This is a genomic window from Burkholderia sp. FL-7-2-10-S1-D7, from assembly GCF_001524185.1.
Taxonomy (GTDB): domain Bacteria; phylum Pseudomonadota; class Gammaproteobacteria; order Burkholderiales; family Burkholderiaceae; genus Burkholderia; species Burkholderia diffusa.
The window spans coordinates 63,869-84,940 of the sequence record NZ_LOWY01000030.1; the positions used below are offsets into that span (position 1 = coordinate 63,869).

At 68.5% G+C, this 21,072-nt stretch carries 27 protein-coding genes and 1 pseudogene; 20 read left to right on the forward strand and 8 right to left on the reverse strand.

The features are described from left to right. The first annotated feature begins 104 nt into the window (after positions 1-104). The 4 genes from WS75_RS13425 to dctA all read left to right on the forward strand — a co-directional run bounded on the left by WS75_RS13425 (position 105) and on the right by dctA (position 3,663). Complete coding sequence (locus WS75_RS13425; protein ID WP_059680886.1) at positions 105-716, forward strand: hypothetical protein; 612 nt, start codon at positions 105-107, stop codon at positions 714-716. 2 nt (positions 717-718) lie between these two features. Beyond that, complete coding sequence (locus tag WS75_RS34115) at positions 719-1,123, forward strand: hypothetical protein (protein ID WP_179948905.1); 405 nt, start codon at positions 719-721, stop codon at positions 1,121-1,123. Positions 1,124-1,373: 250 nt separating this feature from the next. Beyond that, positions 1,374-2,297, forward strand: a complete 924-nt coding sequence (locus WS75_RS13435) for a LysR family transcriptional regulator (RefSeq protein WP_059680888.1) — start codon at positions 1,374-1,376, stop codon at positions 2,295-2,297. 43 nt (positions 2,298-2,340) lie between these two features. After that, a complete protein-coding gene (gene dctA, locus WS75_RS13440; RefSeq protein WP_082729596.1) occupies positions 2,341-3,663 on the forward strand; it encodes a C4-dicarboxylate transporter DctA in 1,323 nt (440 codons plus the stop codon). 24 nt (positions 3,664-3,687) lie between these two features. Here dctA and WS75_RS13445 read toward each other — a convergent pair whose 3' ends face one another. From WS75_RS13445 to WS75_RS13465, 5 genes are all read right to left on the reverse strand, one after another. After that, the gene (locus WS75_RS13445; RefSeq protein WP_059680889.1) at positions 3,688-4,470 is read right to left on the reverse strand and encodes a substrate-binding domain-containing protein; all 783 of its coding nucleotides are present in this window, start codon (positions 4,468-4,470) and stop codon (positions 3,688-3,690) included. A gap of 54 nt (positions 4,471-4,524) precedes the next feature. Further along, a complete protein-coding gene (locus WS75_RS13450) occupies positions 4,525-5,820 on the reverse strand; it encodes an MFS transporter (protein ID WP_059680890.1) in 1,296 nt (431 codons plus the stop codon). Between the two features lie 279 nt (positions 5,821-6,099). Continuing rightward, positions 6,100-6,582, reverse strand: a complete 483-nt coding sequence (locus WS75_RS13455) for a PRC-barrel domain-containing protein (RefSeq protein WP_059680891.1) — start codon at positions 6,580-6,582, stop codon at positions 6,100-6,102. Between the two features lie 90 nt (positions 6,583-6,672). Continuing rightward, entirely contained in the window at positions 6,673-7,107 is a 435-nt protein-coding gene (locus tag WS75_RS13460; protein ID WP_059680892.1) for a CBS domain-containing protein, read from the reverse strand. Between the two features lie 87 nt (positions 7,108-7,194). Further along, positions 7,195-7,449 carry a hypothetical protein gene (locus WS75_RS13465; protein ID WP_059680893.1) on the reverse strand — a complete coding sequence of 85 codons (255 nt, stop codon included), beginning with the start codon at positions 7,447-7,449 and terminating at the stop codon, positions 7,195-7,197. Positions 7,450-7,615: 166 nt separating this feature from the next. Here WS75_RS13465 and WS75_RS13470 point away from each other — a divergent pair, with 166 nt between their 5' ends. From WS75_RS13470 to ligD, 8 genes are all read left to right on the forward strand, one after another. After that, a complete protein-coding gene (locus tag WS75_RS13470; protein WP_059680894.1) occupies positions 7,616-7,918 on the forward strand; it encodes a hypothetical protein in 303 nt (100 codons plus the stop codon). A 193-nt stretch (positions 7,919-8,111) separates the two neighbouring features. Next, on the forward strand, positions 8,112-8,396 hold the full coding sequence (locus tag WS75_RS13475; RefSeq protein WP_082729587.1) for a hypothetical protein: 285 nt from the start codon (positions 8,112-8,114) through the stop codon (positions 8,394-8,396). A gap of 245 nt (positions 8,397-8,641) precedes the next feature. Further along, complete coding sequence (locus WS75_RS13480) at positions 8,642-10,075, forward strand: RNA polymerase factor sigma-54 (RefSeq protein ID WP_059680896.1); 1,434 nt, start codon at positions 8,642-8,644, stop codon at positions 10,073-10,075. Positions 10,076-10,129: 54 nt separating this feature from the next. Beyond that, positions 10,130-10,318 carry a DUF3008 family protein gene (locus tag WS75_RS13485; protein WP_059680897.1) on the forward strand — a complete coding sequence of 63 codons (189 nt, stop codon included), beginning with the start codon at positions 10,130-10,132 and terminating at the stop codon, positions 10,316-10,318. 54 nt (positions 10,319-10,372) lie between these two features. Beyond that, complete coding sequence (locus tag WS75_RS32055; protein ID WP_027792525.1) at positions 10,373-10,534, forward strand: DUF1328 family protein; 162 nt, start codon at positions 10,373-10,375, stop codon at positions 10,532-10,534. Continuing rightward, on the forward strand, positions 10,531-10,917 hold the full coding sequence (locus WS75_RS13490; RefSeq protein ID WP_059680898.1) for a DUF3022 domain-containing protein: 387 nt from the start codon (positions 10,531-10,533) through the stop codon (positions 10,915-10,917). The genes WS75_RS32055 and WS75_RS13490 overlap by 4 nt, the downstream gene beginning before the upstream one ends. 284 nt (positions 10,918-11,201) lie before the next feature. After that, positions 11,202-12,227: a non-homologous end joining protein Ku gene (ku, locus tag WS75_RS13495; RefSeq protein ID WP_059680899.1), complete on the forward strand. Its 1,026-nt coding sequence runs from the start codon at positions 11,202-11,204 to the stop codon at positions 12,225-12,227. Positions 12,228-12,251: 24 nt separating this feature from the next. Continuing rightward, positions 12,252-15,026: a DNA ligase D gene (gene ligD, locus WS75_RS13500; protein WP_059680900.1), complete on the forward strand. Its 2,775-nt coding sequence runs from the start codon at positions 12,252-12,254 to the stop codon at positions 15,024-15,026. 13 nt (positions 15,027-15,039) lie between these two features. Here ligD and WS75_RS13505 read toward each other — a convergent pair whose 3' ends face one another. Then, a complete protein-coding gene (locus WS75_RS13505; protein WP_059680901.1) occupies positions 15,040-16,362 on the reverse strand; it encodes a cation:proton antiporter domain-containing protein in 1,323 nt (440 codons plus the stop codon). A gap of 42 nt (positions 16,363-16,404) precedes the next feature. Further along, positions 16,405-16,761, reverse strand: coding sequence for a DUF3175 domain-containing protein (locus tag WS75_RS13510; RefSeq protein ID WP_059680902.1), 357 nt, complete (start codon positions 16,759-16,761; stop codon positions 16,405-16,407). 132 nt (positions 16,762-16,893) lie between these two features. Here WS75_RS13510 and WS75_RS13515 point away from each other — a divergent pair, with 132 nt between their 5' ends. From WS75_RS13515 to WS75_RS13535, 5 genes are all read left to right on the forward strand, one after another. Then, positions 16,894-17,316, forward strand: coding sequence for a hypothetical protein (locus WS75_RS13515; protein ID WP_059680903.1), 423 nt, complete (start codon positions 16,894-16,896; stop codon positions 17,314-17,316). Positions 17,317-17,406: 90 nt separating this feature from the next. Next, a complete protein-coding gene (locus WS75_RS13520; RefSeq protein ID WP_059681054.1) occupies positions 17,407-17,772 on the forward strand; it encodes a DUF3022 domain-containing protein in 366 nt (121 codons plus the stop codon). 310 nt (positions 17,773-18,082) lie between these two features. After that, positions 18,083-18,631, forward strand: coding sequence for a type 1 glutamine amidotransferase domain-containing protein (locus WS75_RS13525; RefSeq protein WP_059680904.1), 549 nt, complete (start codon positions 18,083-18,085; stop codon positions 18,629-18,631). 3 nt (positions 18,632-18,634) lie between these two features. Then, positions 18,635-18,976 carry a DUF1488 domain-containing protein gene (locus WS75_RS13530; RefSeq protein WP_059680905.1) on the forward strand — a complete coding sequence of 114 codons (342 nt, stop codon included), beginning with the start codon at positions 18,635-18,637 and terminating at the stop codon, positions 18,974-18,976. A gap of 262 nt (positions 18,977-19,238) precedes the next feature. Beyond that, positions 19,239-19,463: a hypothetical protein gene (locus tag WS75_RS13535; RefSeq protein ID WP_059680906.1), complete on the forward strand. Its 225-nt coding sequence runs from the start codon at positions 19,239-19,241 to the stop codon at positions 19,461-19,463. Positions 19,464-19,515: 52 nt separating this feature from the next. On the opposite strand, the pseudogene WS75_RS32060 reads toward WS75_RS13535, so the two are convergent. Beyond that, positions 19,516-19,683 (reverse strand): annotated as a pseudogene (locus WS75_RS32060) (phophatidylserine decarboxylase associated domain-containing protein); the annotation flags it as partial. Positions 19,684-19,811: 128 nt separating this feature from the next. On the opposite strand from WS75_RS32060, the gene WS75_RS13540 reads away from it, so the two are divergent. The 3 genes from WS75_RS13540 (at position 19,812) to WS75_RS13550 (ending at position 21,069) form a co-directional block, all read left to right on the forward strand. Continuing rightward, entirely contained in the window at positions 19,812-20,066 is a 255-nt protein-coding gene (locus WS75_RS13540) for a hypothetical protein (protein ID WP_059680907.1), read from the forward strand. A 150-nt stretch (positions 20,067-20,216) separates the two neighbouring features. Next, positions 20,217-20,552: an ArsR/SmtB family transcription factor gene (locus tag WS75_RS13545; protein WP_059680908.1), complete on the forward strand. Its 336-nt coding sequence runs from the start codon at positions 20,217-20,219 to the stop codon at positions 20,550-20,552. A gap of 22 nt (positions 20,553-20,574) precedes the next feature. After that, on the forward strand, positions 20,575-21,069 hold the full coding sequence (locus WS75_RS13550) for an arsenate reductase ArsC (RefSeq protein ID WP_059681055.1): 495 nt from the start codon (positions 20,575-20,577) through the stop codon (positions 21,067-21,069). Positions 21,070-21,072: the final 3 nt, after the last annotated feature.

Here is a 21,072-nt window from a genome sequence, read left to right on the forward strand (position 1 = left end):
CTCCGCATGGCGGAGGCACTCCAGTGCAAGGTGGGCGCGCAGTAACGCGCGTCCGCTTCAACCCCAGGGCCGCGCGGGCGGCCCGTTTTTTCGGAGAAGCAGTCATGGCCCATCGACAATCGAAGCATGCAGGTATCCTCGAATTGCTCTGCCAGGCATACGAGACCGAGCTTGGCGGCGCGAAGATCTACGAGGCCGCGCTCAAGTGCGCGACCGACGAGGACCTGCACAAGGAATGGGAGAAGTACCACCGCGAAACGATGCATCACCAGGACGTGCTGCGCAAGGTATTCGAAACGCTCGGCCTCGATCCGGATACGAAGTCGCCGGGCCGTGCCGCCGTGGAGGCGACCGGCAAGTCGCTCGTCCAGGTGATCGAGCAGGCGAGGAAGCAGGCCGAGCCGGCGGTCGCGCAGGTCGTCGCGGCCGAATGCGTGGTGCTGGCCGAAACCAAGGATCACCTGAACTGGGAACTGATCGGCTACGCGGCCGACCAGTTGCGCGACGGCGATGCGGCGAAGGCGCTGAAGGCTGCGCACGATGAAGTCGAGGCCGACGAGGACCATCACCTCTATCACACGCGCGGCTGGGCGCGCGAGATGTGGATCGACTCGATGGGCTTCAAGGCGGTGCTCCCGCCGCCGGAGGAAGTGAAGAAGGTCGAGTCGGCGGCCGATGCGGCGCGTGCCGAAAAGTCGCGCGGCAAGATGATGTAACCATGCCGATCGGGCAACCGGGCCATGCTGCTCGCGCGGCCGCCCGGCTGTCCGATATCGTTGCGCCGCCGTCCCGGTCCTCCCCGGTTGAACGGTTGCTGACGCAACCACACCGTTCCGGTCAGGTCAGCATGTCCGCGGCGATCACGATTACCGATCCCGCCATCGGCACGACCGCCAGCCTCCCGAACACGTTCGATGCGATGCCGCTGCCCGGCTGGCCGGCCAGCATGATGCGCGCGGCGGCAGGCGCCGCACCGGGCACTGGCTGCGGCGCATGTTCCCACAGCCCGCAGCGGCGGCAGGCGTCGAGCGTGGCCGGTGCATCGTCGGCGGCGACGACCGAAAGCGCCGCGATACAATTCGCCCCCCACGACGATACGGACGCCGGCGACGTGCTGCCGTGACGCGCGGCCGTGCCGCTGACGCCGCACCTGTCTGGAACCGGCGCGTGGCCGCGCACGATCGAGCGTGGCCGATCGGGAGCCTTCCACGGCACGTGTAAAACGGCATCGGGCGTCGTCGTGCCGCGCGCATTCGCCCGCCGCAGGCGGCACGGCGGCGCGGCCGGCGCGTCGCAGCCGGGCATTTCGCGGCTGGGTGTGCTTGTCCGAATCGTGCACAATACCCGGCATTAGAGATGCGGAGACCAGGCCCGTGGGAATCAACTTCGATTTGACCGACTTGCAGGCGTTTCGCGCGGTGGTGGAGCTGGGAAGTTTCCGGAAGGCCGCCGAGGCGATCAGCATTTCGCAGCCCGCGTTGAGTCGCCGGATCGACAAACTGGAGGAAGCGCTCGGCGTGCGTCTGTTCGAACGCACGACGCGCAGCGTCACGCTGACGACGGTCGGCCGCGTGTTCGCGCCGAGCGCCGAGCAGCTGCTGGACGATCTCGACGTCGCGCTGCTTGGCATCCGCGACGTGTCGTCGAGCCGCCTCGGTCACGTGACGATCGCGTGCGTGCCGTCGGTGGCGTACTACTTTCTGCCGAACGTGATCGCGAGCTATCATCGCCGCTTTCCGCGCATCAGGGTCAAGCTGCTCGATGCGAGCGCGAACGAGGTGCTGAGTGCCGTCATCAGCGGCGAGGCCGATTTCGGTGTGAGCTTCATGGGCAGCCAGGAGTCCGAGGTCGAGTTCAAGCTGCTGCTGCAGGAGCGCTTCGTTGCCGCGTGCCGGCGCGATCATCCGCTCGCGCGCAAGAAGCGCGTGACCTGGAACGAGCTTTACGAGTACGAGTACGTGTCCGTGGACAAGACATCCGGCAATCGCTTGTTGCTCGATCAGGCACTGACGAGCGTCGCGCCGCGTGCGCCGAGCGTGTGCGAGACGCGCCACGTGACGACCATGCTCGGGCTGGTCGAGGCGGGGCTCGGCGTCGCCGCGGTACCGTCGATGGCGATGCCCGGACACGACCATCCGCTGCTCACGAGCGTGCCCCTCGTCGAACCGGCGGTCAAGCGCCGGGTGGGCATCGTGAAACGGCGTGGACGCCCGCTGACGCCGGCCGCGGAGGAGTTTCACCGAGCGGTTGTCGACGCCCGACGCGGCGGTGCGCCACACGGCGATGCATCGAAGTAATGCACGCGACGAATACGACCGGAACATCGAGGAAGACCACACCGTGAGGCTGGAAAGACCGCTGCATTCGCTCTACGTGCAGGTTCTGCTGGCGATGGCGCTCGGCGTGAGCGTCGGCCACTTCTGGCCGTCGGCAGGCGCGTCGCTCAAGCCGCTCAGCGACGCATTCGTCGGTCTCGTACGGATGATGATTGCGCCGATCGTGTTCTGCACGATCGTCTCCGGCATCACGTCGCTGGCGAACGGGAAGGCCATCGGGCGCACGATCGTCCGCGCGCTGGTGCTGTTCTATCTGCTGACCGCCGCCGCGCTCGCATTCGGGCTCGTCACCGCGTTCGTGCTGCGGCCCGGCGCCGGCATGCACGTCGACGTGCGCCATCTCGACGCGAGCGTTCTGGCGCAATACGCGCAGCATGCGCAACCGCGCGGATTCATCGCGTTCGCGCTGAGCGTGATCCCGGATACGATGCTCGGCGCGTTCCAGCAGGGCGAGGTGCTGCCCGTGCTGCTGCTGTCGCTGCTGTTCGGTTTTTCGTTGAACGCGTATCCGCAGGCCGGGCGGCCCGTGCTGGCGCTGATCGACGGCGTCGCGCAGATCGTCTTTCGCGTGCTCGCGATGATCATGCGGCTCGCCCCGCTCGGCGCATTCGGCGCGATGGCCTTCACGGTGGGCCGCTTCGGCATCGGCTCGGTCGGCTCGCTCGCACGGCTGATGGTGTCGTTCTACGTGGCCTGCGCGCTGTTCGTCGCGCTGGTGCTCGCGCCGCTCGCGCGGTTGCACGGTTTCGCGTTGTGGCGGCTGTTGCGCTACATCCGCGAGGAGTTGCTGATCGTCCTCGCGACGTCGTCCACGGAACCGGTATTGCCGCGGCTGATCGTCAAGCTGGAGTCGCTTGGTTGCGACAAGGGCGTCGTGGGGCTCGTGCTGCCGGCCGGCTACTCGTTCAACCTGGACGGCACCGCGATCTATCTGACGCTCGCGGCATTGTTCATCGCCCAGGCGTGCGATGTGACGCTTTCCGCGCCGCAGATCGCCGTGATGCTGGCCATCATGCTGCTGACGTCGAAGGGCGCGGCCGGCGTGTCCGGCAGCGGGCTCGTCGCGCTCGTCGCGACGCTCGCCGTGATGCCCGACCTGCCGGTTGCCGGCGTCGCGCTTCTGGTCGGCATCGATCGCTTCATGTCCGAGGCGCGTGCGCTGACGAGCGTGATCAGCAACGCGTGCGCTGTGATCTTCGTGTCGATGCGGGAAGGGGCGTGCGATCGTGCGCGGCTCGCGCGGATGCTGAACGCGACCGAACCGGCTGGCCCGAATGGCGCGGATGAATCCGATGCCGGCACCGGGCCCGACGGGAAGGCGGTCTGACGCGCACCTTCCCGTGGTCCGTGCTCAATGTGCGGAAACGGAATCCAGTCCGGTCGAGTTCACTTCGGCCTGCACGTCGGGCGACGCGAGATAGTCGAGAAGTGCCTTCGCTTCCTGCGGGTGGTGCGCGCCGACGGGGATGCCGGCCGCGAAGCGCGTGACGGACTGCAGCGACTCGGGAATCTTCCCGACGAAGGTCGCGCCCTTCACGGGCAGCAGTTCGCTCACCTGCTGGAAGCCGATCTCGTAGTCGCCGTTCGCGACCACGGATGCGACCGGGATCCGCGGGATCATGGTCGCCTTCGATTTCACCTGGTCCTCGATGCCGAGCTTCCTGAACAACTCCCGCTCGATGTAGACGCCGCTCGCGCTGTCCGAGTAGGCGATCGACTTCGCATGCAGCAGAACCTGCTTGAGGCCTTCGGCCGTGCTGATGTCGGGTTTCGCCGCGCCGTCGCGCACGACCATGCCGATGCGCGAATCGGCCAGCTCGACGCGCGATCCGGCGATCACCTTGCCTTGCCGGATCAGATCGTCGAGCGCATAGCCGACCATGATGACGGCGTCGGCCGGCTCGCCGCGCGCGAGCCGGTTCGGAATCGCTTCAGGCGATTTGCCCATCGACGGGCCGAGCGCGGTATCGAGGGTGTTGCCCGTGCTGGACGCGAATCGCGGGCCCAGCAGTTTGTAGGCGGCGGTGAAGCCGCCCGAGCTCATCACGTGCAGGTCGGCGGCTTGCACGTTCGCCGTGACCGCCGAGGTGGTGACGAGCGCGGTGGCGCAGAGTTTCAGGAGCAGGTTTTTCATGGTCGTGGTCTTGGCCGTATGGAGTCGGGACAGGTCGTTCGGCATGACGCGGCTTCAGTGCGCCGGCGTCAGCGTGGGCGTCCGGCGGCGATACAGCGCGAACGTCGCGAGCAGCGCGCACACCGCGGCGAGGCTCATCCAGTAACCGGGGGCGGCCTTGTCGCCGGTCATGTGAATGAGTGCCGTCGAGATGGCCGGCGTGAAGCCGCCGAACACGGCCGTGGCGAGGCTGTAGGCGAGCGAGAAGCCTGCCACGCGCACTTCGACGGGCATCACTTCCGTCAGTGCGACGACCATCGCACCGTTGTAGATCCCGTACATGAACGACAGCCACAGAAGCACGAGCAGCATGTTGACGAACGATGGCGCATGCGCGAGCAGGGACAGCGCGGGATAGGCCGTCGCAATCGCGAGCAGCGTCATGCCGACGAGCAGCGGCCGGCGGCCGATGCGATCGGACAGGGCGCCGCCGATCGGCAGCCACACGAAGTTCGACACGCCGACGCACAGCGTCACGAGCAGGCTGTCTGCCGTGCTGAGGTGCAGGACCGTCTTGCCGAAGGTCGGCGCGTAGACGGTGATGAGATAGAAGCTCGTGGTGGTCATGGCGACCAGCATCATGCCGGCGACCACGACGCCCCAGTTGCGCGCCAGCGTACCGAACACTTCCTTCATGCCCGGACGATGCTTGCGGGCCTTGAACGCCTGCGTTTCCTCGAGGTTGCGGCGCAGCATGAAGATGAACGGCACGATCATGCAGCCGACGAAGAACGGCACGCGCCAGCCCCACGCGGCGATGGCCGACGTGCTCAGCCATTGATTGAGCGCGAAGCCGAGGCCTGCCGCGACGACGATCGCGACCTGCTGGCTGGCAGACTGCCAGCTCGTGTAGAAGCCCTTGCGGCCAGGCGTCGCCATCTCGGCGAGATAGACCGACACGCCGCCGAGCTCGGCGCCTGCCGAAAAACCCTGCAGCAAGCGCCCGACCAGCACGAGCACGGGCGCGAGCAGGCCAATCGTCGCGTAGCCCGGCACGAACGCGATCAGGATCGTGCCGCTTGCCATGATCGCCAGCGTGACGATCAGGCCCTTTCGGCGGCCGACGTCGTCGATGTATGCACCCAGCACGATCGCGCCCAGCGGCCGCATCAGGAAGCCTGCGCCGAATACGGCGAAGGTCATCATCAGCGACGCGAACTCGCTCGCGGCGGGAAAGAACACGGCGGAGATCTGGGTGGCGTAGAAGCCGAACAGGAAGAAGTCGAACTGCTCGAGGAAGTTGCCGGCCGTCACGCGGAATACCGCGGCGGCCTTCGAACGTCCGGTCGGAAGGCTGGGCGAGGGGTGCATCAGGGTGTCTCCAGAGAATGCAGGAAATGCGCGGGGAGCGATCGATTGTCGTTTCGGCAATCTTCTCCCGAAGACGAGAAAACGATAAGTGCGATTTTCGGAAGGATTGATGTTGTTTGGTTATCAATCGGGCGGCGCGCTACGCCAGTCGCGCACGGCCGGCGACCGACGACGCCGGCCTCGAAGGATCGGCACGCCTCGGAGATCCGTCGAAAAGCCTCAAAAAAAGCCCCGCATTCGCGGGGCCTGTCGCCTGAACCACCGACAAATCACGAACGGTCAATGCCGCCCGCGCGTGCGCGGATCATTCAGTTCCTCGGTCGGATCGGTGAGCCCGAGCTCGTCGCCCGCGCTCCAGTACGGCGTGCTGCCATAGAACTCGTGCAGCGGCGCGGCCCATTGCGGGTCTGCCATCGCCGGCCAGTGATCCTTGTCGAAGCCCGGCGCGTTGCGGATCCGCTCGGACGACACCGACAGCAGGAAACACTTGCGTTCGGTATCGAGCGTGAGTGCGCTCCATGGAATCGCGAGCAGCTTGTCGCCGATGCCGAGCAGGCCGCCGCTCGACAGCACGGCGTACGCGACGCGGCCCGAGCGCACGTCGAGCATGATGTCCTTGATCTTGCCGACGTCGTCGCCATCGGTCGTGTAGACCTTGTTGCCTTCCAGCGTGTCGGCCGCCATCACGTCGGGGCCTGGGCCGGCCGCCGTCGCGGCGCCCTTGCCGATGATGCGCGTCTGTCCTCGATCGGAAGTCTGCATGGTTGTCCTCCTGGTTGCGTGGAGCGCGGCCGTGCCCGGGATGGGCCCTGCGGGTCGCGCGGGTTGTCGGGCGGGGCGAGGATCGCCCCGTCACGTACGCTTCTTCGGTTGCGACACGCCTTCGAGCGTGTTCGCGACGTCGTCGCGCGCGGGGCCGGCCGTGCGCGTCGCGATGTCCGCGAGCGACAGCATGCCGACGAGGCGCTGGTCGTGATCGACGACGGGCAGGCGGCGCAGTTGCGCGTCGGCCATGTAGTGCTGGATCTCGTCCAGCGGATCGTCCTCGAAACACCATTCGATCGGGCCCGACGCAACTTCGTGGATCCGCGTCTCCGGCGGCTTGCCGGCCGAGATCGCGCGCACCGCGAGGTCGCGGTCCGTGACCATGCCGATCAGCCGGTTGTTGTCGCACACGGGCAGCGCGCCGATGTCGTAGCGCTCCATCAGTTGTGCCGCATGACGGATCGAGTCGGTCGGCGCGATGTGCACGACGTCCTGCGACATGATTTCGTTGACGCGCTGCATGAAGTCCTCCTTGCGGCTTGAAGCGGGGCCGTGCGATTCAGCAAGCGGCGTGCCGCTCGGCACGGGTGTCCGTCGAATCGCCGACGGTCATGCGTCGCGGCGCTTGGCCGGGTCCTGCCACGGGCCGTCGTCGTGCGTGCCCGGCGGCGTGTCGGGCTCGATGCGCGTGATGCCGCCGGTCGCCGGCGGATCGCTCGCGGGGAACGTGTCCTCGAGCTGCTTGTCGATATGCCGCTCCGAGTGGCGCGTTTTCGTGTGGTCCTGGTCCTTCAGCGGCGGCGACGGGGCGGGGTGCGGTTCGTGCGCCGGCGCGTCGCGGCCGGAACGGGTCGAATCTTTCATGGCAGGGCTCCGTGTCGGTGACGATGAGGCGGTATTGGCGCAACGGCCGTGCCCGCTGCATCCGGACGGCACGCGACTTGCCGCGTGACTTGCCGCGTCGGTGGCAACGACGACACCACGGCGCGCGACGCGCCGCCTGCATACGCACATCAAGCGGGAGGGCACGATGACGATTCCGAAACGGCGGCCAGGCGTGCGCTATGAAGTCAACGTATGTGGCGGAGGGTTCGAGTCGGTGAAGCGCCACTTCATCACGTGGAAGCAGGCGCCGCTGATCTACCGGCCCGATCGCCGCATGTTCGAAGGCAAGGCCGACGTGAGGCTGCTCGACGAGACGTTCGGCTCGACGGAGCCGGCGCGCTTCGCGCTGCAGCGCGCGTGCGAGCCGGCCGATCCGTATGCGCTCGCCGCGCGGGTGCGCGACGACGACCACGCGCTGTGGCTCGTGATGGCTGCGTACGACGGGTAGCGCGATGGTCTTGAAAGAATTGCAGCGCGCGGTGTAGGGAAGACACGTCGCGCCGAGGGGCGGCCTGTGCGTGAGCGCGTCGACGCGCGGCAAGCGCTGACAAAGGCCGGCATGCGGCTTGCGGACCCTGGCGCATCGAGCGGCGAACGCGCCGCGCCGCGATCCGGTTCCGCGAGGAGCGCGCAACGATCGAATGCCCATGAACAGCGACGCCACCCGAAACCCTGCTCAGTCGATGCACCGGCCCGAGCCGCCTGTGCCCGACGTCGAGCCGGACCCACAACCGCCCCCGCCGGACGACCTGCCGCCCGGCACGCCCGAGCCGTATCACGATCCGGAAGGCGATCCGCCAGCGCAGCCGCCACCGCAACGTGAGCCGCCGACGCGGGAGCCGCCGATCCACGCGCTGGCGACGGGACCGAACGGCGCGCAGGGCGACCGGATGATGCCGCGCACGCCGCCGCCGATGCAGCACTGACGTATGGCACGTCGCGCGGCGGCCGTGCGCGGACACACCGGCGCGCCGGTGCGCAGCCGATGCGTCCGCCCGGCGCGAATTCCGTGCCCCTAACTTGCCGGCACTTGTAAAAAAGGGGCAGCCGGAGCCGCCGCAAGCGGGGTGCGAACCCGCGAGAGCCGCGACGGACGGCGCTTCGCCACCTTGGCATGGAAGCTGCGTGAATTCGTCTACACGCAATTCAGCATACCGCCAGGAGGGCATCGATGTCCGTCACGCTAGCGCTCCAGATGCGACAGCATCTGGCACTCACGCCTAGGCTTCAGCAGTCCCTTCGCCTGTTGCAGTTGTCTTCGCTCGAATTCCAGCAGGAACTGCGGCAGGCGCTCGACTCGAATCCGTTTCTCGAAGATGGCCAGGGCGACGACGAAGTCGCCGCCGACGTGCCCGAACCCACCGCGGACGCCGCGCCGCCCGAGCCGCCGCCAGAGCACGAGGACGTGCGTCCGCCTGACGGCGAGGTGTCGTATACGGCGGCTCCGGCGCCGCGCGGCACGAGCCGCCAGGCCGACGACACGAGCGACCTGTCGCCCGGCGAGTGGATGGCGGCCGAGCCGTCGCTGCACCAGCAACTGCACGATGCGCTGCGCCTTTATCCGCTGAACAAGCGCGACCGCGAAGCTGCGCGCATCGTGATCGATGCGCTCGACGAGGACGGCTACCTGCGTCAGGAGCTGGCCGAGCTGCTGGTCGCGGCCGATCCGGCGCTGCTGCTGTCGGAACAGGATCTCGCGGTGGCGCTGCGGCTCGTGCAGATGCTGGACCGTCCGGGCATCGCCGCGCGCTCGGTGTCCGAATGCCTGGTGCTGCAGCTCGACGCGATTCCGGCCGGCACGCCGGCGCTCGCGGAGGCGAAGGCGATCGCGCGCGACCATCTCGAACGGCTCGCGCGTCGCGAGACGGCCGAAATCCAGCGACGCCTGGGCTGCAGCCAGGCGACGATGCAGGCCGCGTGCGCGCTGGTGCGCACGCTCGATCCGCGTCCCGGCAACCACTACGGCAGCACGCGCGGCGACTACGTGATACCCGACGTGATCGTGCGCCAGGTGCGCGACGAATGGATCGTGACGATCAACCCGGCCGTGCTGCCGCGCGCGCGGCTGCACGAGCGCTACGCAACCTTGTTCGCGCAGTCGAGCGGCGAGCAGGATTCGCCGCTCGGCCAGCAGTTGCAGGAAGCGCGCTGGCTGATCCGCAACGTGCAGAAGCGCTTCGACACGATCCAGCGCGTCGGCGAATGCATCGTCGCGCGGCAGCGCGATTTCTTCCGCTACGGCGAGATCGCGATGAAGCCGCTCGTGCTGCGCGACATCGCCGAGGCGCTCGACCTGCACGAATCGACCGTGTCGCGCGCGACGGGCAACAAGTACATGGCCACGCCGCACGGCACGTTCGAGTTCAAGTATTTCTTCCCGCGCAAGCTGGAAGCCGCCGGCAAGGGCGTGTGCTCGGCGTTGGCCGCGAAGGTGCTGATCCGCGACATGATCGCGGCCGAGCGCCAATCCGACCCGCTGTCGGACGTCGCGCTCACCCAGAACCTGGCGGGGCGCGGCATCCTTCTTGCGCGTCGGACGGTGACCAAGTATCGCCAGGCGATGAAGATTCCGCCGGCTGAACTGCGTCGGCGCGACGCCGCATGACGATGCCGTTCGAACCGCGCGCTGCCCGCGCGCACCACCGAGAGGAGGAAAGCCATGCCAGCCAAGTCCCAGGCACAGCAGCGCGCCGCGGGGGCCGCCCTGTCGGCCAAGCGCGGTGACACCAGGATGAAGGACCTGAAGCCGCCTGCGAAGTCGATGGCCAAGTCGATGAGCGAGAAGGAACTCGAAAAAATGGCTTCGACGCCGGTCCACGGCAAACCCAGGCACAAGCACGATTCTTGATCGGCGGCGACCCGCGTCGACGATCGCCATTCGTCAGGACTCCAGGAGGAATTCATGCTGCGATACGCCATCATCTTCTTCATCATCGCGATCGTCGCCGCCGTGTTCGGCTTCGGCGGCATCGCGGCCGGCGCGGCCGAGATCGCGAAGATCCTGTTCTACATCTTCGTCGTGATCTTCCTGGTCACGCTGCTGCTGGGCGTCGTGCGCCGATGACGGTCACGCCCGACCGTTCGCAGCGCATCGCTGAACTCGAAGCTGCGCTCGCGAACGGATTTCCGTCGGAGTCGACCCTCGTCGTGCATGCGGACGACGCGTCCGGGCGGCTGACGATCCAGGTGTCGTGGGTGCGGGTGCCGGTCGACGCGAGCGCGCGGCAGTGGCGCTGCGCGGTGGACCTGCGCTTCGAGCCGGACGTTCTCGCGCGGTATGTGTCCCTCGACTCGGCCGACCGGTTGCGCGTTCGGACCCATGTGTGCGACATGGCGCGGCGCGCGGTGGATGAACAGAAACCGCGCGTCGAGGACGCCGAGATCGAATGCAGCGTCGCGCTCGACGTGACGCGCGAGGAACTGGATCGCGCGCTTCGCGCGCCCTGACGTCGCGGCAGCAGCCCGCCGTGACAACACCGTAGCGGGCCGTCGCGGCACGCGCCGCGCGGCTCGTTCGTTTCCCGTGACGGCTCCGTGTGCGCCGCGACGCCGCGCCGCGGTGACGCACGCAGCCGTCCTTCACCGAACCGATACGAGGGCGCGCGCATGACGCATTTTCCCGATCCGGCAATCCGCCGCCACCCGACGGCGCGAAATCGCGCCAGCGAGCGGGGCGTTGCACCGGGGAGCCCGTTCGCCAGGCGCGCGTGCAGGCGGCAAGGAGGACAGGCATGGCCCCGAGGATGATATGGAAAGGCGCGATCAGCTTCGGGCTCGTTCATGTGCCCGTGCAGCTGTTTCCCGCGACACGCACCGTGAAGCCGTCGTTCCGGTTGCTCGACAAGCGCTCGATGGATCCGGTCGGCTACCGGCAGATCAACAAGCGCACCGGCAAGGAAGTCACGCGCGAGGACATCGTGCGCGGTTACGAGTACGAGAAGGAGCGCTACGTCGTGCTGACCGACGACGAAATCCGTGCGGCGAACCCCGAATCGACGCAGACCGTCGACATCCTGACCTTCGTCGACGCGGATGCCGTGTCGTTCCTCTATCTCGACACGCCGTACTACCTCGTGCCGGACCGCAAGGGCGAAAAGGTCTATGCGCTGTTGCGCGACGCACTGAAGGAAAGCGGCAAGATCGGCATTGCGCTCGTGGTGATGCGCGACCGACAGCATCTTGGCGCGCTGATTCCGGTCGGCCCGCTGCTCGCGCTCGATACGCTGCGCTGGCAGGAAGAGTTGCGGCCCCTCGACGAACTGACGGTGCCGGCCGTCGACGCGAAGGGCGCGGGCGTGACCGCGCGCGAGCTCGGAATGGCGAAGAAGCTGATCGACGACATGGCCGGCAAATGGACGCCCGACGAGTATCACGACACGTTCCGCGACGACATCCTCGAACTGGTCGAGCGCAAGGTGCGCGCGGGCAAGATCGAGGAGGTCGAGGAGCGGCCCGCGCAGACGCACCGGGCGGCGACCAACGTGGTCGACCTGACCGAGCTGCTGAAGCGCAGCCTGAATGGCGGCGGCGGGGCGCGTGCGGCGGATCTGCGCGATGCGGGCGACGACGAGGACGCGAATACGGACGGGGCGTCTTTGTCGTCGCGCGGCGGCGGGCGCCGCAAGCCGGTTTCGAAAACCGCGGTGAAGGGCGCGTCCACGAAAACCGCTGCTGCGAAACGGCCGTCCGCGAAACGTGCCGCGACCGGCGAGCATGCGGCAAAGAAAGCCACCGCGCGCCGCAAGCACGCCGCATGACGCCGCGCGAAGCGAGGTGACGCAATGCCCGGCAAGCTCGATCCATATCGCCGCAAACGCCACTTCGGCGCGACGCCGGAGCCTGAAGGCGCGCACGGGCGTCGACGTGTAAAGGCGGATGCGAAACCGTCCGCGCGGGGGCGTGCGCGCACCGGCCATCCGCTGCGCTTCGTGATCCAGGAGCATCATGCGCGGCGATTGCACTACGACTTCCGGCTCGAACTCGACGGCACGCTGAAGTCGTGGGCCGTGCCGAAAGGGCCGAGCCTGGATCCGGCGGTGAAGCGTCTCGCCGTGCATGTCGAGGACCATCCGCTCGAATATGCGTCGTTCGAAGGCGAGATTCCAGCCGGGCATTACGGAGCAGGATCGGTCGTCGTATGGGACGAGGGCACGTGGACGCCCGACGGCGGCCTCGCGCAGGCACGCGACGGCTATCGCGCGGGCAAGCTCACGTTCCGGCTCGACGGCGAAAAGCTGCACGGCGGCTGGGCGCTCGTGCGCAGCGGGCGCCAGCAGGGGCGGCAGGAGCAGTGGCTGCTGATCAAGGAGCGCGACGACGACGCGCGCGGCGCGGACGAATTCGACGTCGTCGGCGAGCGGCCGGGGAGTGTGCATGATGGTGCGGTGGCGCTGCCGGATTCGCCCGACGGCGCCGAGCGTACGCGCCGGGTGCCGCGCGGCAGCGGCGACAAGGCCGGGAAACGCGCTGCACGTGGCGCGCGGCATGACGAACACGACGATCGTGGCCGCCCGCCGGCCGATCCGTCCGGGATCGAAGGCGCGGTGCGCGCGCCGTTGCCCGAGCGCGTCGCGCCGCAACTCGCGACGCTGGTCGATGTGCCGCCCGCGCAGGGCGACTGGCGCTACGAACTGAAGTTCGACGGCTACCGGATTTTCGCGCGCATTGCGGGCAAGGGCATACGCCGGCATGTGAAGCTGATGACGCGCGAAGGCCGCGACTGGACCGCGAAACTGCGCGCGCAACGCGACGCGCTCGCCGCGCTCGACGTCGACGGCGCATGGTTCGACGGCGAGGCCGTCGTGCTCGGCGAGCACGGTCTCCCCGATTTCCAGGCGCTGCAGAACGCCCTCGGCGCAGGGCACTCGGATGCGGTCACGCTGTTCGTCTTCGATCTGCCCTATCTCGACGGTTACGACTTGCGCGACGCACCGCTCACCGCACGCCGCGCGCTGCTCGAACCCCTGCTGGCCGACAGCGACCCTGCGCGACTGCGCTTTTCGCCCGATCTCGGCGACGACGTCGCATCGCTGATCGCGAGCGCCTGCGATACCGGCCTGGAAGGGCTGATCGGCAAGCGCGCGGACTCGCGCTACCGGGCCGGGCGTTCACCTGCGTGGATCAAGCTCAAATGCCGACGCCGGCAGGAGTTCGTGATCGGCGGCTATACCGAGCCGTCGGGCAGCCGCCACGGCTTCGGCGCGCTGCTGCTCGGCGTGCACGAACCGGCGCCGGCCGGCAAGCGGCGGCGCGGGCCGACACCGCTGCGCTATGTCGGCCGGGTCGGCACCGGATTCGACGCACGCATGCTCGACCGGCTTGCCGCGATCCTGCGCAAGCACGAGCGCGAAACGGCGCCGTTCGATCCGCCGCCGCGCGAACGCTCGCGCACGCGCGTGCACTGGATCGAGCCGACGCTCGTCGCCGAATGCGAATTCGCGGAGTGGACCGGCGACGGCATCGTGCGGCAGGCCGCGTTCATCGCGCTGCGCGAAGACAAGCCGGCCGCGCAGATCGTCCGCGAAGTGCCGAAACAGACGAAAAATGCGGAAACGGAGGTGGCGATGGATCGACATCGAACCACGCGCGCGGCCCACGAAGCGAATGGCCGCGAGCACCACGCGCGTGTGCGGGCATCCACCCGCACGGCGGGCAACGATGCCGGCCCGGATCAGCTCGGCCGCGTGCGCATCACCCATCCCGACCGCGTGCTCGATCCGCGAAGCGGTACGCGCAAGATCGATCTCGCGCGTTACTGGCAATGGATCGCGCCGTGGCTGTTGCCGGACCTGAAGGGGCGACCCGTGTCGCTCGTGCGCGCGCCCGGCGACATCGCCGGCGAGCTGTTCTTCCAGAAGCACGCGGAGCGCCGCGAGATCCCGTTCGTCACGCAACACGCCGGGCTCGATCCAGGGCACGGTCCGCTGCTGTCGCTCGACAGCGTCGACGCGCTGCTTGGTGCCGCGCAGATGGGCACGGTCGAACTGCATACGTGGAACGCGCACGCGTCGAACATCGAGCGGCCGGACCGAATCGTGTTCGACCTCGATCCTGATCCCGCGCTGCCGTGGCGCGCGATGATCGAGGCCGCGCAACTCGTGCGCGGGCTGCTCGACGAACTGGGGCTCGCGTCGTTCTGCAAGACGAGCGGCGGCAAGGGGCTGCATGTGGTCGTACCGATCACGCGACACCTCGGATGGGACGACGTGAAGGATTTCTCGCGCGCGGTCGCGCAACACATCGCGGGTGCGCTGCCGGATCGTTTCACCGCGACGATGGGCCCGCATCATCGTCGCGGCAAGATCTTCATCGACTACCTGCGCAATGGCCGCGGCGCGAGCACGATCGCCGCGTATTCGACGCGTGCGCGGCCCGGGATGGGCGTGTCGGTGCCGCTGCGCTGGGACGAGGTGCCCGACACGACGGGCGGCGCGCAATGGACGATCGACACGCTGCACCAACGGCTCGACCGGCTCGAGCGCGATCCGTGGGAAGGCTACGCCGACACGCGGCAGCGCATCTCCGCGAAGATGCGCGCGCGGCTCGGCGCGTCGTGAGTTGCCGGCGCGGTCAACGCCCGCGCTGCTGCAGGCGGTAATACCAGTCCATCAGCGGCGTCGCGGATACGCCGTGCACGATCACCGACGCCGCCACGACGGCCAGCACCGGCGCCGCGAGCGGGCGCACCGCACTGGACGGCCCGTGTTCGAGCGCGAACAGCAGGTAATAGAACGAGCCGATCCCGCGTATCCCGAACCACGCCATCAACCGCCGTTGCGCGTGGGTCGCGCGCGAGCCGGTCAGCGTCAGCAACACGGCGAGCGGCCGCACGGCCACGAACAGCACGAAGGCGAGCCCGATTGCGCCCCACGTCACGAGCGGCGCTGACAGCGTCGCGAGCACGCTGCCGACCATCGTCATGATGAGCGCCTCGGCGATCCGCTCGAGCTCGATCGTGAAGTCCAGCACCGATTCGGTCATGAACGCGTGCACCTTCTCCGGATGCTTCTCGGTCGCGACCACGTCTTCCGAATCGATCCGGCCGATCACTTCGCGCGGCCGCCGGCCGCCGCTCGCGCGATGCTCGACGCGGCGCATCGCGACGCCCGCGGCGAACGTCGCGATGAAGCCGAACGTATTCGCAAGCTGAGCGACGCCGAACGACAGCACGATCAGCGCGAGCGCGAAGAAGCCTTCGAATCCGAGCGCCTGCGCATGGCGGGTGCGCAGCCAGCCGATCGCCTTGGTGGTGGACGCGCCGAGCACGCCGCCGATCGCGGCCGCGCCTGCGATGCCCCACAGCGCGGTCAGCGCGAACGCACCCGACAGCGCCGGCCGCGCGTGTGACGTGTCGGGCGCGCCGCACAGCGCGAGGCCAGCGAGCGCGAACGGCAGCGCGATCCCGTCGTTCAGCCCGCCTTCGCCGGACAGCGCGAAGCGCACCAGGTCGCGGTCGCCGGGATCGTGCACCTGCACGTCGTGCGCGAGCACCGGGTCGGTCGGCGCGAGGATCGCCGCGAGCAGCAGCGCGGGGCCCCAGCCGAGCCCGAGCGTCAGCACCGCGCAGCCGGCGAGCAGCGGCACGGTGACGATCATCGCGAGCAGGCCGAGCCGGCAGGGCACGAGCCACAACTTGTCGGACAGCGGCACGCGCAGCCGCAGCCCGATCGCGAACAGCGACACCAGCAGCGCGACCTCGACGATCTCGCGCAACAGCGGCGCGTCGCGTTCGATGTCGAGATGCAGGAGTCCGGCGCCGGACGGGCCGAGCGCGACGCCGAGCGCGAGATAGATCATCGCGCTGCTGCATGGCAGGTGACGCAGCGCCGACGTCGCGACACCCATGGCCATCAGCACCGCGCCGATGATCAGATACCACAGCGTCTCATGCATACGTGCAGGCGGAGCAGGTCGATACGGAGCGGGCGGCGGGCGTCACGGCTTGCGGCCGAACGCCTCGCGCAGTTTCCGCTTCGCGCGTTCGAGCGTCGCGCGGCGTGTTTTCGGCAGATTGCGGCCCGCGCGGTTCACATAGAAGTTGAGCATCGACATCGCCGACTGGAACGGCGGCGCCTTGCGGCGGCGGCTGTGTTCGGCCGAGCGCTTGAGCGACGCCGCGATCTCGCCCGGGTCGTCGGATTTGAAGATCTCGGGTTCGATGTCCAACGCATCGCTCTTTTTCATGACGTCGGCGGACCAGCGCTTGCGATGATGCGGATCGTTGCTGCGCGCGCGGCCGGGGCGGCGCGTCACGCGTTTGCCGTGCGGACGGGAGGCGGAAGCTGAAGGCATGACAGGGCTCGGTACGGGATCGATGGCCCTGCGCAGCAAGCCGCATGCCGCGCATCGCTGACGGCACGTGGCTTGCTGAACCAGGGACCCAGGAAATTCCACGCCAGCGGTTCCATTAACGGAGAACGTTCCATGAAGCCAGTATTCGAATCGAAATCCGCTGCGTGCGCGGCCGTCGCACTCGTCGCGGGCGCACCGGTCGCGTGGGCACAGAATTCGCAGCGTTCCGACGAGGGCGCCGGCGTGCCGATCCTGTCGCCGCCGGACACATCGGCACAGAGCGCCGGCGGCAGCATGTCGAATGGCAATACGGCGGCGCCGCCGCCCGCGACCCGCATGCAGGAGCCACGCGCCATGCGTTCGCACGCGCGCCCGCATGTGCGCACCAAGCCGGGCGGCCCGAGCGGTGCCGGCACCGGCGGTAGCGACAGCACCGGCAGCGCCAACGGCGGTGGCAGCGCAGGGGCGGGCGCGACGGGCTCTGGTGGCGCGGGCGGTACGGGCGGTACGGGCGGTACGGGCGGTACGGGCGGCGCCGGTTCCAGCGGCTACTGACGATCACGGTGTCGCGCCGGCATGACCGGCGCGGCGCGATGGCGGGCGCCGGCCGCGGGGCCGCACACCGCCTCCACGCAGGAGGACATCATGCACTCGAACCACCGGACCTCGTTCGACCCGACCGAACCGGACATCGACGAGGCCGATTCCGATGATCTCGATACGGCGGTGCATCTCGACATCGAGACCGGCAGGATCACGTTTCACGCGGCTTGGGCTCTGGCGCCCGATGCGCCGCCCGATACCGCGCGGCACGCGGTCGTGCTCGCACTCGACTACGACACGATGGAGCGCTACGCCGATCTCGACGACAGCGCGCGGATGCGCGTGCACGCGATGCTGCACGATGCCGTGCAGGCCGCGCTCGACACGCTGCCCGACGTCACCGAGGATCTGACGCTGACGGTCGAGCTGACCGATGCGATGCTCGACGCGGCGCGTCATCTGCAGTGAGCGTGTCGAGCCGGTAGCGAGCCGCCACGGGCGCGGCCTGGCATGACAGAGCCGGGCCGCAGTCGCGGGCAGTCGAGGGCAATCGCGTTACATCCCTTTGAAATCTTTGCAGACACCGCGCGGCGCGGCGTGACGTCGGCTTTTACGCGTCACACGGCGGCTCACGCGCGTGAGGCCATTCGGGGATGGCGGGTCGCGCCCCATGGACGCGATGCTGCGTGCGGGTGGCGTCCCCGTGCGCGCGGCACGCAGATTGCTGCGCGACAGGCACGGCACGACCGATGCCGCAACATCAACAGGAGGGCGCTCCATGATCGGCAAGCTGGACCATTGCAAGGTGGCGATACTCGCGGTCGACGGCTTCGAGGAAGCCGAGCTCGTCGAGCCGCAGCGCGCGCTCAGGGCCGAAGGCGCGCAGGTCGACGTGATTTCGCAGAAGCCCGGCGAGATCCAGGGTTTCAGGCACGTCGACAAGGGCGATCGCGTGAAGGTCGATCGTACGTTCGACGATGCGCGCGAAGGCGACTACGACGCGGTCGTGCTACCGGGCGGTGTCGTCAACGGCGACGCGATCCGGATGGTGACGGCCGCGCGCGAATTCGTGACAGCGGCAGTCGGTGCGGGCAAGCCGATCGCCGCGATCTGTCACGGCGGCTGGCTGCTCGTATCGTCCGGGCTGGTGGAGGGTCGCACGATGACGAGCTGGCCGAGCCTGCAGGACGACATCCGCAACGCGGGCGGCAAGTGGGTCGACCAGGAGGTCGTGCGCGACGGCAACCTGATCACGAGTCGCAAGCCCGACGACCTGCCCGCATTCAACGGCGCGCTGGTGCAGTGTCTGGCGTCGCGGGGGGCCTGAGCGATGCCCGCCGGTTCCATTCATCGCGTGACGCTGACCGACGCGCTGCCCGAATTCGACGGCGCGACGCTGCAGATGCGCTTCGTCGTCGAGGTCGATGGGAAGCTGCTCACATGCGCGATCACGGTCGAAGCGCTCGAGGATCATTTCGGCGCGCGCTCCGCGCTCGAGGCCGACTTGCGCGACGCGTTCGAGCGCGGCCGTGCGCGCATCGAGGCCGCGTGCGAGGAAGTGCTCGCGGATGGCGAGGGCGGCGTGGAACTGCACAGCGGCTATTTCCGCGCGCGCGATCAGGCGGCGGGGAAAACGGCGCGGGCGGGGCTGTTCCGTTCGAGAAAGTCGTGATCCGCGCGGCTGCGGGCCGCCGGCGCGGGCCGGCTCGCGCGCCGCGCGTGTGCCCGCTTACACGCCGTTGAAAACTTTGCAGCCGCCGTCACGCGGTTCGTGGCGACACGTCGCGCCGCGCGCCGGTCGCGAGCGGGGCGGCTGCGTCCCACGATCTGGCACGCTCCCTGCATGCTTCTCCCGTCGCCGGCGCACGTTTCGCGCCGTGCGTCGCCGCGATGCCGCAGATGCTTCGTGCGAAATCGTCAACGGGGAGACAAGCATGCTGACCGCCCATGAATTTGCCGCGCTGTTCCTGGTGCATCGCGCACCGGAACAGATCCAGACCGACCGCGACGACATCGTCGCGCTGGTAGAACGACAGTTGATCGTGATGCGTCCGGACGCGTCGGGCACGAGCCGCCCCGCGCTGACCGCCGACGGGTTGTCGGTCGTCCGGTGCGTGCAGCGGGACGACAGCCGCGACGCCGGCGGTCACGACGCGTGACACGCGATGGATGATGCTCGCGCGTGTGGCCGGCGCGCGGTTCAGCGTGCGATCGCGACAGATGTGCGTTGACCGCCGTGTCGCGAAACACCGCGTGGCCCGACGGCATGTACATCGGCCAGTCGAGGAACGCGTTCAGCGGGCACACGATCAGGCTCGTTTCGCTGAATGGCAGCGTGTCGGTCATCGGGTGATCGATCACCGTCATCAGTTCCGGGATCGGTCGGCATGCTCACCTCGGGGAAGCGTTGCGATACGAACGCAGGCAGCAATGCGCTGCCCGGTGCGCGGCATCGAAATTGCTGCTTTCGGGGCGATGGATGCTTTCGATGACTCAGGAGTGGACACATGAACGCAGCCTCGAATGTGCGAAAGACGAACGATGCGGCGTCGACCGACGAGCGCGGCGGCGATGAACAGCGGACCGTGGCGCCGACCCGCACGCGGGCACGCGTGCGCGCGGCGACCTCACGTAACGCGGGTAACGCTGCACGGCGGGCCGAACGCGGCAGCGGGAACGGGCCGGTGGCGCCGAGCGGCGGTCACAAGACCGCCGAGCCGCATTGGGAAGATGACAGCGGCGCGATGCCGCCGGAAGAGTGATCGTGACCTTGAGCGCTTGTTGTTGGCCCGCCAGTCGCTCCGGGCGATAGCAATCGACGAGCGCAGGCTCGGTAGAATCGTCGCCGCGGAAAGAGTCCGGGCCCGGTAGCACTGATTTCGTCGTTTCCATATTTCGAGTAATATCGAAAAATGGAAACGAACCAGACCATCGCCGCCCTGTCGGCCCTCGCGCACGAGTCGCGCCTCGCCGTATTCCGCGCGCTCGTGCAGGCGGGCCCGTCGGGCCTGCCTGCCGGGCAAATCGCGACGCTGCTCGACGTGCCGCCGTCGTCGCTGTCGTTTCATCTGAAGGAACTGGCCCACGCGCAGCTCGTCACGAGCCGCCAGGAAGGCCGCTTCGTGTTCTATTGCGCGAACTTCGCGACGATGAACGGGCTGATCGGCTACTTGACCGAGAACTGCTGCGGCGGCAATCCGTGCACGCCGGTCTCCGCCTGTTCGACCCCCTGCTCCGACCCAACGTAGGCACACGTCCATGCCCCCGCCGATGACCACCAACGTCCTGATCCTCTGCACCCACAACTCCGCCCGCAGCGTGCTCGCGGAGGGCATGCTCAATCACTGGGCCGCGAAACTCGGCCGCGACGTGCGTGCCTACAGCGCCGGCAGCGCGCCGAGCGGCCGGCTCAATCCGTTCGCGCTCGACGCGCTCACACGCGCAGGCGTCGACGTCGCCGGATACCGCAGCAAGAGCTGGGACGAATTCGTCGGCGACGGCGCGCCGCGCATGCGCATCGTCATCACGGTATGCGACAGCGCGGCCGCCGAGGCCTGCCCGTATTGGCCCGGCAGCCCGGTGAAAGTGCACTGGGGCTACGCCGATCCGTCGAATGCCGAAGGCGGCGATGCAGGCAAGCGGCTCGCGTTCGAGCTGACGCGCGAGGCGATCGGTTACCGGATGCTGCAACTGCTGGCGTTGCCGCTCGACCGGTTGAGCGATGCCGGGCTCCAGGCGGCGTTGATCGAGATCTCGCGGAACTGAGCG